This is a genomic window from Pseudomonas sp. CJQ_9 (assembly GCF_043106615.1).
Taxonomy (GTDB): domain Bacteria; phylum Pseudomonadota; class Gammaproteobacteria; order Pseudomonadales; family Pseudomonadaceae; genus Aquipseudomonas; species Aquipseudomonas juntendi.
This window is the reverse complement of sequence record NZ_JBICMS010000102.1, coordinates 33,986-48,416: the sequence shown is the minus strand read 5'-3', so window position 1 is coordinate 48,416 and position 14,431 is coordinate 33,986. Positions and strand designations below refer to the sequence as shown.

Sequence of the window (14,431 nt, the reverse complement as noted above, 5' to 3'; positions counted from 1 at the left end):
GCAGGGGCTGCCTTGCAGCCTTTCACCGGCTCGCACGCTCGGCTTGGCGGGCACTATGCCCAGGCCCTGGACGTAATGCCTAGAAGGTATGCCCCAGGTTCAGGTACACCGCCTGCTCATGCGCACTGTTGGTGCCATAGGTGAAATTCAACGGGCCCAGCGGCGTTTCCAGCCCGAGGAAAATACTCGCCGCATTGATGTAGCCACTGTCGAACGCATTGTCGTTGTTCCACGCCCGCCCGCGCTCCAGCGAACCGCCGATGTACAACGGGAAGTCCAGCGGCACATACGCCCGTGGCGTCAGCCGGCGGTAGTAGACCACCCGCATCAGGCTCATGTTCTGGCCCGATACCGAGTCTTGGCGGAAGCCCGACAGCTCCCGCGCCCCGCCCAGCACGAAACTGGAGGTCACCACTTCGGTGGCATCCAGCGTGCGCCCGTAGCGGCCGCCCAGCACGAAGGTGTTCGGGCCGCTGCTGATGGCCTTGTCGAGGTTGAACAGCCATTGCCGGTAATCCTGGTCGGAATCCAGCGACTTGTCGTATTTGCGCAAGGTCAGGCCGATGTCTTCGCCATGGTGTGGGAAATACACGTTGTCGAGGGTGTCGAACGAATACTTCAGCTCGTAGAAGCCTTCGTTGAAACTGACCTTGGGCAAGTCCTGGTCGCCAATGCGCACCTCGGCCTCGCCCCAGGCCTTGCCGACCCCCAGGCGCACTTCGCCGCTGTTGCCGATCTGCCGGCCCACGTTCAGGCCAAAGCCGTAGCGCTCCAGGCGGTACTCGGCCACCGGGTCGTTGTCGAGGGTGGCCTCGATGTTCTGTGAGCCGAAGTCCAGGTAGGGGGCGACGAAGTAGCGTGAGCCGACATCCAGCGGTTGGTAGAACTCGCTGTACAGCGCTTGCTGGTCGCCGATCTGGCCGCGGGTCAGCCACTCGGCACCCAGGCTGTTGATGCCGTTGACCCGGTAGCTGGCGCCCAGGTTGAAGGCGCTGTCGCCGCGCAGGTCGTCCGACAGGTTCAGGCCCAGGCGCAAGTAGTCGGTGCCCCCGCGGCGGCCGCGGGCGTTGATCACCAGGGTGTTTTCATCGCCCTTGTGCACCACGCGGTACTGCACCCGGTCGAAGTAGTCCAGGCCGTATAGGGTGCCCATGTCGGTCTCCAGGCGGCCAAGCTCCAGCGGGGCATTGATGGGCTGGCGAATGTACGAGCGGATCACATCGTCACTGACCTTGGCGTCGTTCTCGATTTTGATGGCGGTGATGATGGGCGTGCGTTGGCGCGGTGACCGGGCTGCGGCCAGGCTGGTGCCGGCGTCTGGGTGGCGCAGCGCCGCCAGGCGCGCGTCGAGCAGGCGGGTAGCGCGGTAGCCGGCGTCGATCATGTCCCGCGCGCGGCCGAAGTCGGTCAGGCCGTAGGCTGCCAGCGGTGGTTGGATGAGGATATCGTCGCGGTGCAGGCTGGCCAGTTGCTCTTCCGAGTTGCGCCGGGTTGTCAGCGTGATGGACTGGTTCAGCACATCGACCACGGTCAGCAACTGCTTGCGGTCGCGCAGCGGCGTACCGATATCCACCACGATGGCCAGGTCCACCCCCATATCGCGTGCCACATCGAGCGGAATATTGTCGACCATGCCGCCGTCCACCAGCAGGCGGCCGTCCAGTTCGACCGGGGCGAACACTGCCGGGATCGACATGCTGGCGCGGATCACCTGCGGCAGGTGGCCGCGGCGGAATATCACTTTTTCGCCACTGGCGATGTCGGTGGCCACGGCGCGGAAGGGGATGGGCAGCTTGTCGAAGTCGCGCGTGTCGGCGGTGTGCGCCAACTTGCTTTCCAGCAGCAACGACAGGTTCTGGCCTTGAATTACCCCCAGCGGCAGGCCCAGGCTGCCGTCGTCACGAAAACTGAGCTTTTGCTTGACCAGAAAATCGCGGTCATCCTGCTTGCGGCGGAATGGCACGTCCTCGCGGGGTGGGCTGTCAGACAGCGCCTGCTGCCAGTCGAGGGTGGTGGCGAGGTGTTCCAGCTCTTCGACACTGTAGCCCGAGGCGTACAGCCCGCCGACTACAGCCCCCATGCTGGTGCCGGCAATGGCGTCGATGCGTACACCCTGTTCCTCCAGCGCCTTGAGCACGCCGATGTGCGCCAGGCCACGGGCCGCGCCGCCCGACAGCACCAGGCCGACCTTGGGCCGTGCCGGTTCGGCGGCGGTTGCTGTAAGCGAGGTGAGGGTGAGCAGCAAGCAGAACAGCAAACGGCGCATCGTGGGTCTCAAACCGTGGGTCAAAGACCGCTAGTATAAGCCGCCCCTCAGCTGGAGTTATCTCAACATGGCCGACCACAAGCCGGAAATCGTCATCAATTATTGCACCCAGTGCCAGTGGCTGCTGCGGGCCGCGTGGCTGGCCCAGGAGTTGCTCAGCACGTTTGCCGACGACCTCGGCCGGGTGGCGCTGGAACCCGGTACCGGCGGTATTTTCCGCATCACCTGCAACGGCGTGCAGATTTGGGAGCGCAAGGCCGACGGCGGCTTCCCCGAGGCCAAGGTGCTGAAGCAGCGGGTGCGTGACCAGATCGACCCCCAGCGCGACCTGGGCCACAACGACCGCTGAGTCACCCGCCCTCGGCCAGCGGCCGCTGCGCTGGCTCTGCCGCCAGGCGGCTGGACAGCACGATGGCGAGGATAATCAGGGCACCGCCTAGCAGCATGCGCACCGTGGGGGTCTCGGCAAACACCAGCCAGGCAACGGCAATGCCGTAGACCGGCTCCATGCCGAACACCACGGCGGCAGTCCGGGCCTTGATGACCGCCAGGCTGGCGACGAACAGGCTGTGCGCCACGCCGGTGCAGAAAACGCCGAGCAGGCCGATCCACAGCCAGTCCACAGGCGCGACCGCGCCCAGCCCAGGGGCAGCGAATGTCAGCAGGCACAGGCTCACCACCAGGTTTTGCCACAGTGCTGCCTGCACCGCAGGCAAGCGACCAGAGCCTGCACGGTTGGTCAGGGACAGCAGTGAGAACAGCAGGCCCGAGAGCAAGGCCCACAGCAGGCCACCGGTCGCTTCGCTGGCCAGATCGAAGGCTGGCGTGACCAGTACCAGGCCGAGGCTGACCAGCAGCACCAGCAGCGCTTCGTTGCGGCGGATGCGCTCGCGGAACAGCAGTCCTTCGAGCAGCACGGTAAAGGCCGGGAAACTGGCGAAGCCGAGGGTGGCGATCGCCACGCCGCCGACCTTGACGGCGATGAAGAAGCTGACCCAGTGGCCGGCCAGCAGCACCCCGCCGAGCAACAGCCGGCGCGCGTCGTGACCGTTCAGACGTTGCCAGCCGGGGCCGGTGACACTGGCGAACAGCGCCAGGGCGACCACGGCGAAAGCGGCGCGGCCGAATACGATGATCACCGGGCTGGCGCTGGTCGCCAGCTTGCCGAATACGCCGGTCAGGCCAAAGAACAGCGCGCCGATATGCAGGGCGCCAAGGGCAGTGCGGTGGTTCATGGCAGGGGGCATCCTCGCAAGGCAGGCGGCCATTGTGCCTGAAGCCCTGCGTTGCGAGGACTGCGTGGTGGCGGGCGCAGACCCGCTGCTTACAGCCTGAGCTTGCCGAGCAGAATGTCGCGGAACATCACGAAGTCACCGGCAAGGCTGTAGAACGGATAGGTGAAGGTCGCCGGCCGGTTCTTTTCAAAAAAGAAATGCCCCACCCAGGCAAAGCCGTAGCCGAACAACGGCACGGCCAGCAACAGCAGCCATTGGCCGCTGCCGATGGTATAGGCCAGCAGGGCGATCACCAGGCTGGTGCCGACAAAATGCAGGCGGCGGCAGGTGGGGTTGCTGTGCTCACCCAAGTAATACGGGTAGAACTCGGCAAAACTGCGAAACTGCGCTGTGCGGTTCATGGCTGTGCTCCGGGATTAATACTTCTGGACAAGATGCACGGCGTGGAGCCTTATTCGAGTCTAGAGTCATTGGCAGTGCCTACCAGTGACAATAGGCGCCAATTGAGTATCCTTGGGGTTCACCGCAGGAGCGGTCAGGAAAGTAACCTGTCATGAGCGAAAGAACCACGTCAGCCAGTTGGGCATCAGGGATTGTCAAAGCACTCGAGCTGGAAGGACTGGACTGTCGGGCCATGTTCAAGCAACTGGGGCTGGATTTCGCCGCCCTCGACGATCCCGATGCGCGCTTCCCCCAGGACTCCATGACCCGGCTGTGGCAATTGGCAGTGGAACTGTCCGGCAACGAGGCCATTGGCCTGAACATGGCGCGTGTGGTGCGCCCGGCCTCGTTTCACGTGGTGGGCTATGCGCTGATGTCCAGCCGCACGTTGGCCGAGGGTTTCGAGCGGCTGGTGCGGTATCAGCGCATCATCGCCGAAAGTTCCGATCTCAGTTTTGTGCTCGGCGCCGAGGGCTATTCGTTGATCCTCACCGTGCACGGCGACCATCTGCCGCCTACCCGGCACAGTGCCGAAGCGTCGTTGGCCTGTGCGCTGGCGCTGTGCAAATGGTTGAGCGGCCGCCCGGTGCAGCCACGCCGGGTCTTGGTGCAGGGGCCGCAACCCAGGAATATCGAGCCGTACAAGGTGGCGTTCCATTCGCCGCTGATCTTCGACGCGCCGTATGACGCGCTGGTGTTCGAGCGGGCCGACATGGAGGCGCCCTTGCCCACGGCCAATGAAGCCATGGCGGTACTGCACGACCGTTTTGCCGGGGAGTACCTGGCGCGGTTTTCCGAAAGCCGCGTGACCCACCGCGTGCGCCAGGTGCTGTGCCGCATCTTGCCGCAAGGGGAGCCCAAGCGTGAGACCCTGGCGCAGGCCTTGCACTTGTCGCAGCGCACCCTGCAGCGGCGGCTGCAGGAGGAGGGCACCAGCTTCCAGGCGTTGCTCGACGACACCCGCCGCGAACTGGCTGAGCAGTACCTGGCCCAGCCGGGCATGACCCTGCTGGAAACCGCCTACCTGCTGGGCTTCGCCGACCCCAGCAACTTCTACCGCGCGTTCCGCCGCTGGTTCGATACCACGCCCAGCGAGTACCGCGCCCGGCTCGGCGCCGGGGGCGAAGGGCTCAGTGACGCCAGAACGCAGGCATGCACAACACCAGCACGGTGATGATTTCCAGGCGGCCGAGCAGCATGCCCGCGGCCAGGATCCACTTGGCGGCGTCCGGCAGCGTGGCGTAGTTGCCCGACGGGCCGATCACTTCCCCGAGGCCAGGCCCCACCCCGGAGACCGTACCGGCAGCCCCGGTCAGGGCGGTCATCCAGTCCACCCCCAGCAATGACAACAGCAGTGCCATGACGCAGATGGTGATGGCGAAGAAGAACGAGAACGTCAGGATTGAGCGCACGATATCTTCATCGAGGCGGTGGCCGTTGTACTTCTGCTTGATCACCGCACGCGGGTGGATCAGCTGGTTGAGGCTGGCCTTGAGCAGGATGTAGGCGACCTGGAAACGGAAGATCTTGATCCCGCCCGCGGTCGAGCCGGAACAGCCGCCGACGAAGCCCAGGTAGAAGAACAGCATCAGCGAAAAGTTGCCCCACAGGCTGTAGTCACCCAGGGCGAAACCGGTGGTGGTGACGACCGAGGTCACGTTCAGCGCCACGTGACGCAGCGCATCCAGCCAGTGCAGGTTGGTGCTGTACCAGTACCAGGTGCCCAGGACCAGCCAGGTGACCAGCAGCATGCCCAGCAAGCCCTGTACCTGCTGGTCGCGAAGCAGCGCCCTGCGGTTGCCGCGCAGGGTGGCCACGTACAGGGTGAACGGCAGGCTGCCCATGATCATCACCACCACCGCCACCCAGTGCACGGCGGGAATGTCCCATTTCGCCAGGGACTGGTCGGAGGTGGAAAAACCACCGGTGGAAATTGCCGACATGGCGTGGTTGATGGCATCGAACGGGCTCATGCCGGCCCACCAGAAAGCCAGCGCGCCAAGTATCGAGAAGCCGACGTACACCCCCACGATGGACTTGGCGACCATGTGCGAGCGCGGCATGACCTTTTCGGAGCGGTCCGAAGACTCGGTCTGGAACAGGCGCATGCCACCAATGCGCAGCAGCGGCAGGATGGCCACCGCCATGGCGATGAAGCCGATACCGCCCAGCCAGTGCAGCATCGAGCGCCACATCAGAATGCCTGGTGACATGCTGTCGAGCCCACTGAGCACGGTGGCGCCGGTAGCGGTAATGCCCGACATGCTTTCGAAGAAGGCGTCGGTGTAGCTGATGTGCTGGGTCAGCAGGAAGGGCAGGGCGGCGAACACGCAGACCACCAGCCAGCTGCAGACCGTCAGCAGGTACATGTCGCGTGGCCGCAGGTGCACGTGCTCGGGTCGCCCTTGCAGCACCATGGCCAGCCCGGCAATGAAGGTGATCAGGCTAGACCACAGGAACGACGGCATGTCGCCGGTACGTTCGAATATCACCAGGGTCGCCATGGGCACGGCCATGCCCACAGCCAGGGTGATCAGGAAGATGCCGATGATGAAACCAATGATCCTTAAGGTCGGCAACGCCATGTGATCTGCTCTGACTCGAAACGGAAGGGCGCCATTCTACCTATGGGCTGGGCAGCTGCAAGCCAGGCGCGGCACGCTGCACGAAAAGCCGGCGTGCTGCAGCTTGCAGCTTGCAGCTTAGGGCGTGCAGCTTGAGAATGGCCGCACATTCCACTGCCAGGAGGGTAGCCGATGGAGGCTCTCGACGCATTGCTCAACCGTGTTTCCGTGCCACGCCTGACCGAACCTGCGCCCAATGCCGCCCAGCGCGAGGCGCTGTTCCAGGCTGCCCTGCGGGCGCCGGACCACGGCCAGCTGCGGCCTTGGCGGTTCCTGACCATCGAAGGGCAGGGCCGCGCTAAGCTGGGCGAGCTGTTCGCCGAAGCGCTGCAGCACAAGGGTGAAGCCACCCAGGCTGCGCTGGACAAAGCCCGCGCCATGCCGCTGCGCGCACCGTTGCTGATCGTGGTGGTGGCCAGGTTGCAGGACCACTTCAAGGTGCCCAAGTCCGAGCAGCGCCTGGCGGCGGGCTGTGCGGCGCATGGCATCCTGATCGCTGCCCATGCGCAGGGCATCGGCGCCGTTTGGCGTACCGGGGACATGGCCTTCGACGCGCATGTGCACAAGGGGCTGGGGCTGGCGGAGAACGAGGAGCTGATCGGCTACCTGTACGTCGGCACGCCTATGACCGAGCCACGGACCGCACCGGTGCTGGACACCGCTGATTTCGTCACGGGCTGGGGCGGCTGACGGGTGAGCGAGCAAGGGCTGCGCTGCAGCCCTGAACGTACAAGGTTCCGGCAGCCTTAAGCTGAAGCGGCTTGCAAAGGCAGATCAAGCCGCGCGACAAAACCGCCCTGCGGGTGGTTGTGCAGGACCAGGCTGCCGCCATGCCGTTCCGCCGCCTTGCGCGCAATCGCCAACCCCAGGCCGTGCCCTGGGGCCTCCTGCCCCGGTGCGCGGAAGAACGGCTCACCCAGCTGGGCGAGGTGCTCCGGGGCTGCCCCCGGGCCATGGTCGCGCACACTGATCACCACCCGCGCCTGATCGCGCACGGCACTGACTTCGATGGGCTGGCCTGCCGGGTTGAAGCGCAGGGCGTTGCGCAGCAGGTTGTCCACGGCCCGCTCGATCAGTGTCGGCCAACCTTGCAAGACCAGCCCCGGTTGCGCCTCCAGGCGCACATCCTGGTCGGGCGCGCCGAGCAGGGCGTCCTTGCGCACACTGCCCAGCAAGGCATTGAGGTCCACCGCTTCGGCGTGGGCCTGTTCGGCATCCACGCGGGCCAGGGTGAGTATTTCGCTGATCAGGTCTTCCAGCCGGTCGCACTCGCGGGTCAGGCGCGGCCACAGGGCCTGGCGCTGCTCGGGTTCGGCGCGTTCGGCCAGGGCCAGGGCAATGCGCAGCCTGGCCAACGGTGAGCGCAGCTCGTGGGACACGTCGCGCAGCAATTGGCGCTGGCTGGCGAGGGTGCTTTGCAGGCGCGCGCCCATCTTGTTGAAGTCATTGGCCAGCACGCCGAATTCGTCACGCCGGGCTGCCAGGCGCGCCAGGCTGTTCTGCTGATAGGTGCTCTGGCCCAGGTCGTACACAGCGCTGCGCAGGCGGCTCAACGGGCGTGTGATGGACAGCGTGACCAGCAGGCTGAACAGGGTCAACACCACCAGGGCGATGCCCAGTGCGCTGAGTGGCCACATCAGGCTGTCCCGGTGCCACTCATCCAGCGCCGGGTGGGGTATGCGGTAGATCAGCAGGTAGGTCTGGCCGGTGTCGGGGCTGGTGTATTCCTCGGTCAGCCGGCGCCATGGCAAGCGGCGCTGGTCGTTGTGCTGGCGTGCCTCGAAGGCTGCCGCCCGGCGCGGGAACGTGCCGGGCACCACAGCGTCACCACTGTCATCGAGCACCTGCACGTCGATCTTGTAGCGGTCCTTGCGTTGTTCCAGGAACTGCTGCGCGGCATTCACGCCCTCCTGCTCGTAGTGCCTGGCCCACTGGCTGGCCAGCGTGTTCAGGCCGGGGTGGCGGCTGAGGATCCAGGCGTCCTGGTTGAGCATGTGCCCAAGCAAGATCGACAGCCCTGCAACCAGGGTGATGGCCAACCAGAAGCTGGCCAGAATGCGCCAGAACAGTGAACGCAAGAGCACCTCCTAAAACAGAAAAAGCCCGGCTCGCGCTGGGGCGAGCCGGGCATCAGGCTGACAGCTTACTGGGCCTTTTTGGCTTTTTCAGCTTTCCAGGCCTGGAACTCCTGCCACTCGGCTTTCTTGGCAGCGCGTTCCTTTTGCAGTTCGTCGAACTTCTTCTGCTGGTCTGGCTTGAGCAGGTTGCGCACGGCGGTGTCGGTCTTGGTGCGGCTGGCTTGCAGTTCGTCCTTCATGGCTTTCTGGTCGGCAGCCGGCAGTTTGGCCAGGTAACGCTCGGTGATGTCGCGGCGCTGCTGCATTTGCTCGCCCATCAGCTTGCCGATCTGCTGGCGCTGGTCACGGCTCAGGTCCAGTTGCTGGAAGGCCGCGTCACCGCGGTGATGCGGGCCGTCGTGACGTGGGCCGCCGTCAGGCATGGCCATGGCTACGGTCGGCAGGGCGGCGGCGAACATCAGGGCGATAAGGGTCTTGCGCATGGTGTCTCTCCTTTCATAGGCCGGTGATTACCGGATGAGCACAGTCTAGGGAGATCACCGTCAAGCGCAGTCAGTGGATGGTAAAGGCTGGGTAAAGAACAGCTGCAAGCTGCAAACTTCAAGCTTCAAGCTTCAAGCTACAAGCTACAAGCTACAAGCTGCAAGCTGCAAGCAAGAGCAGAATCGCGATCGGCTTACTTGGAGCTTGTAGCCTGTAGCTTGCAGCTTGTAGCTTGTAGCTTGCAGCTTGCAGCTGCTCACAGGCAGTAGTAATAGCCGCGGCTGCGCAGGGCGACGATGCGTGGCCGGCCATCGGCATGCGGGCCGATCTTCTTGCGCAGGTTGCTGACGTGCATGTCCAGGCTGCGGTCGTAGAGGGTGAGCTTGCGGCCCAGGCCGATCTGCGCCAGTTCCTGTTTGTCCAGCGGCTCGCCAGGCTGGCGCAGCAGCGCTTCGAGTATGCGGCTTTCGGACAAGGTCAGAGTCATTTCCCGGCCATCGATGCTGGCCACGCCGCGGGCCGGGCTGTAGACCAGGTCGCCCAGCTCCAGCTGGCTGGTGGCGGCAACGGGGTGGCTGCGGCGCAATACTGCACGCAGGCGGGCGGTAAGCTCGCGTGGGTCGCACGGTTTGGCCAGGTAATCGTCGGCACCCAGTTCCAGGCCGAGAATACGGTCAAGCGGCTCGCCACGGGCCGACAGCATCAGCACTGGCAGTTCGGCGTGCTCGCTGCGCAGCTGTTTGAGCAACTCCAGGCCGCTGCCGTCGGGCAACATGACATCCAGCACCACGGCCGCAGGTGCATGCTCGGCCAAGGCCAGGCGTGCACTCTGCCCATCGTGGCAGGCACGTACGGAAAACCCTTCCTGGGTCAGCCAGCTGCACAGCAGCTCGCACAGTTCCTGGTCATCATCAATCAGTAACAGCTCGCTCATGACTCACTCAATTCCACCATTGACGGCGGTCAAGTCGGCCCGCCAATGGCAAAGATACCGCAGACTGATGGCAACCGTATAACTGCTGATCCCGCATCGCCTGCTTCGCGGGTAAACCCGCTCCTACAACGACCGTGCAGTTCCGAAGGTTTGTGCGGGCCACTGTGGGAGCGGGCAAGCCCGCGAAGAAAGCGATGCGGTCTCGGATCACGGCAATACTTGCTTGAACGGCTTGACCACGACCTTGTCGTACACGCCTGCCGCAATGTACGGGTCGGCATCGGCCCAGGCCTGGGCTTCGGCCAGCGAGGCGAACTCGGCGACGATCAGGCTGCCGCTGAAGCCGGCTTCGCCCGGGTCGTTGCTGTCGATGGCCGGGTGTGGGCCGGCCAGCACCACGCGGCCTTCGGCCTTGAGCTGCTGCAGGCGTTCGATGTGCGCCGGGCGGGCAGCCAGGCGTTTTTCCAGGGAGTTCGCGACGTCGCTGGCAATGATGGCGTAGAGCATGTCAATCCTTGGGTTTGGAAGTTGAAGGGTCGTCGTGCAGGTGGCGCGACAGGTACACGCCTTGGGCCACCAGGAAGATCACGGTCATGCCCAGGCTGCCGAACACCTTGAAGTCTACCCAGAAGTCCTGGAAGGTGAAGGCGACGAACAGGTTGGCCGCACCACAGAACAGGAAGAACGCGATCCAGGCCAGGTTCAAGCGCGTCCAGATGGCATCCGGCAGGGTCAGGGCGTGGCCCATGATGCGTTTGATCAGCACCCGGTCACCGATGAAGTGGCTGCCGGCAAAGCCCAGGGCGAACAGCCAGTTGACCACCGGCGCCTTCCACTTGAGGAAAGTCTCGCTGTGGAAGGTCAGGGTCAGGCCGCCGAACACCAGGCAGGCCACCAGGGTCAGCCACTGGCCCTTTTCCAGCTTGCGCTGGCGCAGGAACAGCGCGCCGTACACCACCAGCGAGCTGACGATCAGCATGGCCGTGGCGCTGTAGATACCGCCGAATTCGAAGCTGTGGCCAGCGACTTCAAGCGGGCGTGGGTCCAGCTTGTACACGATGAAGAACAGCAACAGCGGGATGAAATCGATGAATTGTTTCACAATGGCAGCCAGAATCGGGATGTGACGGCATAATAACAAACATCGATTCCTGCGAAAGCGCTCCTCCATGAATGTTGATCTGCACTGTCACAGCACGGCCTCCGACGGCGCCCTGTCGCCCACGGCTCTGGTCGCCCGGGCCCATGAGCACGGGGTGCAAACGCTGGCCCTGACCGACCATGACACCCTCGAAGGCCTGCCCGAAGCGCGCCTGGCCTGTGTTGAGCGGGGCATGCGCTGGGTCAGCGGGGTCGAGCTTTCGTGCACCTGGGGGGGCGCCACCATTCACGTGCTGGGCTACGACTTCCCGCTCGATGCGCCGCCATTGCTGGCGGCGATCGACGCGTTGCACCGCGGCCGCTGGCTGCGCGCCGAAGAAATCGACAAGCGGTTGGCCGCCAAGGGCATGCCAGGCACCCTCGACGGCGCCCGCGCCGTGCAGCACGAGCTGGGCGACAGCGGCAACGCACCGGCGCGCCCGCACTTCGCCGAGTACCTGGTGCGTGCCGGGCACGTCAAAGACCGCGGCGAGGCGTTTCGCAAGTGGCTGGGGGCGGGCAAGCTGGGCGACGTCAAGCAGCATTGGCCAACCCTTGATGAAACCGTTGCCACGCTGCGCCAGTCCAAAGCCTGGGTGAGCTTGGCCCATCCGATGCACTACGACCTGACTCGCAGCAAGCGCAGGCGGCTGATTGCCGACTATATTCAGGCAGGTGGGCAGGCGCTTGAAGTGGTCAACGGGATGATGCCCGCCGAGCAGGTGGGCACCCTGTCCATCCTTACCCGTGAGTTCGGCCTGCTGGCAAGCGCTGGCAGTGACTTCCACGGCCCCGGCACCTGGGGCGAGATCGGTGCCTACCGGCCTTTGCCCGAGGACCTGCCACCTTTGTGGCGCCGATTCAGCCATGAACAGCCTATTACGGTATGAACAGGACGACTACGTGAGCCAATTTTTCCAGATTCATCCGGAGAACCCACAGCCGCGGCTGATCCGCCAGGCGGTAGAGATCATCCGCAAGGGCGGCGTGGTGGTGTACCCCACCGATTCGGCCTATGCGTTGGGTTGCCAGATCGGCGACAAGGCGGCGATCGAGCGCGTCCGGCGCCTGCGTGGCCTGGACAAGACGCACAACTTTACCCTGATGTGCTGCGACATGTCGCAGCTGGGGTTGTATGCCAAGGTCGATACCGGCACCTTCCGCCTGCTCAAGGCGCACGTGCCTGGGCCCTACACCTTCATCCTCAACGGCACCCGCGAAGTGCCCCGCCTGCTGCTGCACGAAAAACGCCGCACCATCGGCCTGCGGGTACCAGACCACGGCATTACCCTGGCGTTGCTGGCTGAGCTGGGCGAGCCGCTGATGAGCGTGAGCCTGATCCTGCCTGGCGATAGCGAGCCGATGACCGACCCTTACGAAATTCGTGAGCGCCTGGAGCACCATGTCGACCTGGTGATCGATGGCGGTTACGGTGACCTCAAGGCGTCGACCATCATCGACCTTTCCGGCGACGAACCTGAGCTGATTCGCGAAGGCTGCGGCGACCCTTCGCCGTTCATGGCCAGCGCGTGAGCCAGTTGCAAGCGCCCGAGGCGCCGGCCACGCAGGTCGACGAGCCGCGGCAGTTGCAACTGGCCTTGGTCTACGGCGAAGCCCTGACCGAGATGCCGCTGGACCTGTACATCCCGCCAGACGCCCTGGAAGTCATCCTGGAAGCCTTCGAAGGGCCGCTGGACCTGTTGCTGTACCTGATCCGCAAGCAGAACATCGACATCCTCGACATCCCCGTGGCTGAAATCACCCGCCAGTACATGGGCTATGTAGAGCTGATGAAAAGCGTGCGCCTGGAACTGGCCGCCGAATACTTGGTAATGGCTGCCATGTTGGCCGAGATCAAGTCGCGCATGCTACTGCCGCGCTCGGCCGAGGCCGAGGAAGAGGAGGGTGACCCGCGCGCCGAGTTGATCCGCCGGCTGCAGGAGTACGAGCGTTTCAAGGCTGCAGCCGAAAGCATTGATGCGTTGCCACGGGTTGGCCGTGAGGTGCGGGTGCCGCGCCTGGAGGCGCCGCAGGCCAAGGTGCGCAAGCTGTTGCCGCAGGTCAGCCTGGAAGAGCTGCTGGTGTCCATGGCCGAGGTGATGCGGCGCAACGACCTGTTCGAGAGCCACCAGATCAGCCGTGAAACGCTGTCCACCCGCGAGCGCATGAGCCAGGTGCTGGAGCGCCTCAAGGGCGGTGCTTTCGTGCCGTTCGTCGAACTGTTCGGGCACGATGAGGGCAAGCTGGGGGTAGTGGTCACCTTCATGGCGATCCTCGAACTGGTCAAGGAAGCGCTGATCGAATTGGTGCAGAATGAACCCTTCGCCGCCATCCACGTGCGGCTTCGCCCGGCGCTTGTTGAAGAACCCGATGAACCTGAATGAACCCCGCGACCTGGCGTCGCTGATCGAAGCCTTCCTGCTGGCGTCGGGCAAACCGCAATCACTGGAGCGGCTGTTCGAGTTGTTCGAGGAAGCCGAGCGGCCCGAGCCCAAGGTTTTCAGGCAGGCGCTGGAGGTGCTGGGCAAATCGTGCAACGGCCGCGCTTTCGAGCTCAAAGAAGTGGCCAGCGGCTACCGCCTGCAAATTCGCGAAGCCTATGCCCCCTGGGTCGGCCGCTTGTGGGAAGAGCGCCCGCAGCGCTATTCGCGTGCCTTGCTGGAAACCCTGGCGTTGATCGCCTATCGCCAGCCGATCACCCGTGGCGAGATCGAGGATGTGCGCGGGGTGGCGGTGAACAGCAATATCATCAAGACCCTGATGGAGCGCGAGTGGATACGCGTGGTGGGCTACCGCGAGGTGCCCGGCCGGCCGGCGATGTTCGCCACCACCAAGGCGTTCCTGGACCACTTCAACCTCAAGAGCCTGGAGCAGTTGCCGGCGTTGGCCGAGTTGCGCGAGCTGCAGCCTGAGCCGCTGCTCGACCCGGATGATGCACCGGTGCCGGCCCACCTGCAGGCCCTGGCCGATGCCAGCCTGGGCGAGCAGGACGCGGTTGACGAGCCGCAGGAGGAAACCAGCTTCCGCAGCTTGCTGGTGGAGCTGGATGCCATGGAAGAAGGGCTGAAGACCGACTTTGACGATTTGCGTGGGCAAACAGCTGAGGCCGCGGTGGAAGAAGAGGGCAAGCTGCAGCCCTGATCGTGCTGTTGCCTGCAGCGGCCCTATACGCGGCAGCGGGCACCTCACCGTTAGGCAGAAACCTCTCCCTGCCCCCGCAAAACCTTCTA

16 protein-coding genes are annotated in these 14,431 nt (G+C 64.5%); 7 read left to right on the top strand and 9 right to left on the bottom strand.

Features of this window, described 5'->3' with window-relative positions:
• Window positions 1-79: 79 nt before the first annotated feature.
• On the bottom strand, window positions 80-2,266 hold the full coding sequence (locus ACF8SD_RS23265) for a patatin-like phospholipase family protein (protein WP_392484046.1): 2,187 nt from the start codon (window positions 2,264-2,266) through the stop codon (window positions 80-82).
• A 67-nt stretch (window positions 2,267-2,333) separates the two neighbouring features.
• Between ACF8SD_RS23265 and ACF8SD_RS23260 the strand changes: the two genes are divergently transcribed.
• On the top strand, window positions 2,334-2,615 hold the full coding sequence (locus ACF8SD_RS23260) for a SelT/SelW/SelH family protein (protein ID WP_009683663.1): 282 nt from the start codon (window positions 2,334-2,336) through the stop codon (window positions 2,613-2,615).
• 1 nt (window position 2,616) lies between these two features.
• Here ACF8SD_RS23260 and ACF8SD_RS23255 read toward each other — a convergent pair whose 3' ends face one another.
• A complete protein-coding gene (locus tag ACF8SD_RS23255; protein ID WP_392484045.1) occupies window positions 2,617-3,501 on the bottom strand; it encodes a DMT family transporter in 885 nt (294 codons plus the stop codon).
• An 89-nt stretch (window positions 3,502-3,590) separates the two neighbouring features.
• Window positions 3,591-3,902 carry an Mpo1-like protein gene (locus tag ACF8SD_RS23250; protein WP_392484044.1) on the bottom strand — a complete coding sequence of 104 codons (312 nt, stop codon included), beginning with the start codon at window positions 3,900-3,902 and terminating at the stop codon, window positions 3,591-3,593.
• Window positions 3,903-4,054: 152 nt separating this feature from the next.
• Between ACF8SD_RS23250 and ACF8SD_RS23245 the strand changes: the two genes are divergently transcribed.
• Window positions 4,055-5,116: an AraC family transcriptional regulator gene (locus ACF8SD_RS23245; RefSeq protein ID WP_392484043.1), complete on the top strand. Its 1,062-nt coding sequence runs from the start codon at window positions 4,055-4,057 to the stop codon at window positions 5,114-5,116.
• Here ACF8SD_RS23245 and ACF8SD_RS23240 read toward each other — a convergent pair.
• A complete protein-coding gene (locus ACF8SD_RS23240; RefSeq protein WP_054881891.1) occupies window positions 5,073-6,527 on the bottom strand; it encodes a TrkH family potassium uptake protein in 1,455 nt (484 codons plus the stop codon). The two genes, ACF8SD_RS23245 and ACF8SD_RS23240, sit on opposite strands and share 44 nt — an antisense overlap.
• Window positions 6,528-6,698: 171 nt before the next feature.
• Between ACF8SD_RS23240 and ACF8SD_RS23235 the strand changes: the two genes are divergently transcribed.
• Window positions 6,699-7,256 carry an NAD(P)H nitroreductase gene (locus ACF8SD_RS23235; protein ID WP_392484042.1) on the top strand — a complete coding sequence of 186 codons (558 nt, stop codon included), beginning with the start codon at window positions 6,699-6,701 and terminating at the stop codon, window positions 7,254-7,256.
• A 56-nt stretch (window positions 7,257-7,312) separates the two neighbouring features.
• On the opposite strand, the gene ACF8SD_RS23230 is transcribed toward ACF8SD_RS23235, so the two are convergent.
• The 5 genes from ACF8SD_RS23230 to ACF8SD_RS23210 form a co-directional block, all read right to left on the bottom strand.
• Window positions 7,313-8,650, bottom strand: coding sequence for an ATP-binding protein (locus ACF8SD_RS23230; RefSeq protein WP_392484041.1), 1,338 nt, complete (start codon window positions 8,648-8,650; stop codon window positions 7,313-7,315).
• Between the two features lie 59 nt (window positions 8,651-8,709).
• Window positions 8,710-9,126 (bottom strand): Spy/CpxP family protein refolding chaperone, encoded by a 417-nt coding sequence (locus tag ACF8SD_RS23225; RefSeq protein ID WP_392484040.1) that lies wholly within the window; start codon window positions 9,124-9,126, stop codon window positions 8,710-8,712.
• A 257-nt stretch (window positions 9,127-9,383) separates the two neighbouring features.
• On the bottom strand, window positions 9,384-10,061 hold the full coding sequence (locus tag ACF8SD_RS23220; protein WP_392484039.1) for a response regulator transcription factor: 678 nt from the start codon (window positions 10,059-10,061) through the stop codon (window positions 9,384-9,386).
• 207 nt (window positions 10,062-10,268) lie between these two features.
• Window positions 10,269-10,568 (bottom strand): YciI family protein, encoded by a 300-nt coding sequence (locus tag ACF8SD_RS23215; RefSeq protein ID WP_054881893.1) that lies wholly within the window; start codon window positions 10,566-10,568, stop codon window positions 10,269-10,271.
• A 1-nt stretch (window position 10,569) separates the two neighbouring features.
• The gene (locus ACF8SD_RS23210; RefSeq protein ID WP_029887818.1) at window positions 10,570-11,163 is read right to left on the bottom strand and encodes a septation protein A; all 594 of its coding nucleotides are present in this window, start codon (window positions 11,161-11,163) and stop codon (window positions 10,570-10,572) included.
• A gap of 67 nt (window positions 11,164-11,230) precedes the next feature.
• Here ACF8SD_RS23210 and ACF8SD_RS23205 point away from each other — a divergent pair, with 67 nt between their 5' ends.
• From ACF8SD_RS23205 to scpB, 4 genes are all read left to right on the top strand, one after another.
• Entirely contained in the window at window positions 11,231-12,091 is an 861-nt protein-coding gene (locus tag ACF8SD_RS23205; RefSeq protein WP_392484038.1) for a PHP domain-containing protein, read from the top strand.
• Between the two features lie 13 nt (window positions 12,092-12,104).
• Window positions 12,105-12,734, top strand: coding sequence for an L-threonylcarbamoyladenylate synthase (locus ACF8SD_RS23200; protein WP_392484037.1), 630 nt, complete (start codon window positions 12,105-12,107; stop codon window positions 12,732-12,734).
• A 125-nt stretch (window positions 12,735-12,859) separates the two neighbouring features.
• Window positions 12,860-13,585, top strand: a complete 726-nt coding sequence (locus tag ACF8SD_RS23195; protein ID WP_392484052.1) for a segregation and condensation protein A — start codon at window positions 12,860-12,862, stop codon at window positions 13,583-13,585.
• Window positions 13,572-14,342: an SMC-Scp complex subunit ScpB gene (gene scpB / locus ACF8SD_RS23190; RefSeq protein ID WP_392484036.1), complete on the top strand. Its 771-nt coding sequence runs from the start codon at window positions 13,572-13,574 to the stop codon at window positions 14,340-14,342. Before ACF8SD_RS23195 ends, scpB begins: the two co-directional genes overlap by 14 nt.
• Window positions 14,343-14,431 lie beyond the last annotated feature (89 nt).

Coding starts and splice junctions, on each gene's coding strand:
- ACF8SD_RS23265 (WP_392484046.1), bottom strand. CDS start 2,266: ATGCGCCGTTTGCTGTTCTGCTTGCTGCTCACCCTCACCTCGCTTACA.
- ACF8SD_RS23260 (WP_009683663.1), top strand. CDS start 2,334: ATGGCCGACCACAAGCCGGAAATCGTCATCAATTATTGCACCCAGTGC.
- ACF8SD_RS23255 (WP_392484045.1), bottom strand. CDS start 3,501: ATGAACCACCGCACTGCCCTTGGCGCCCTGCATATCGGCGCGCTGTTC.
- ACF8SD_RS23250 (WP_392484044.1), bottom strand. CDS start 3,902: ATGAACCGCACAGCGCAGTTTCGCAGTTTTGCCGAGTTCTACCCGTAT.
- ACF8SD_RS23245 (WP_392484043.1), top strand. CDS start 4,055: ATGAGCGAAAGAACCACGTCAGCCAGTTGGGCATCAGGGATTGTCAAA.
- ACF8SD_RS23240 (WP_054881891.1), bottom strand. CDS start 6,527: ATGGCGTTGCCGACCTTAAGGATCATTGGTTTCATCATCGGCATCTTC.
- ACF8SD_RS23235 (WP_392484042.1), top strand. CDS start 6,699: ATGGAGGCTCTCGACGCATTGCTCAACCGTGTTTCCGTGCCACGCCTG.
- ACF8SD_RS23225 (WP_392484040.1), bottom strand. CDS start 9,126: ATGCGCAAGACCCTTATCGCCCTGATGTTCGCCGCCGCCCTGCCGACC.
- ACF8SD_RS23220 (WP_392484039.1), bottom strand. CDS start 10,061: ATGAGCGAGCTGTTACTGATTGATGATGACCAGGAACTGTGCGAGCTG.
- ACF8SD_RS23215 (WP_054881893.1), bottom strand. CDS start 10,568: ATGCTCTACGCCATCATTGCCAGCGACGTCGCGAACTCCCTGGAAAAA.
- ACF8SD_RS23205 (WP_392484038.1), top strand. CDS start 11,231: ATGAATGTTGATCTGCACTGTCACAGCACGGCCTCCGACGGCGCCCTG.
- scpB (WP_392484036.1), top strand. CDS start 13,572: ATGAACCTGAATGAACCCCGCGACCTGGCGTCGCTGATCGAAGCCTTC.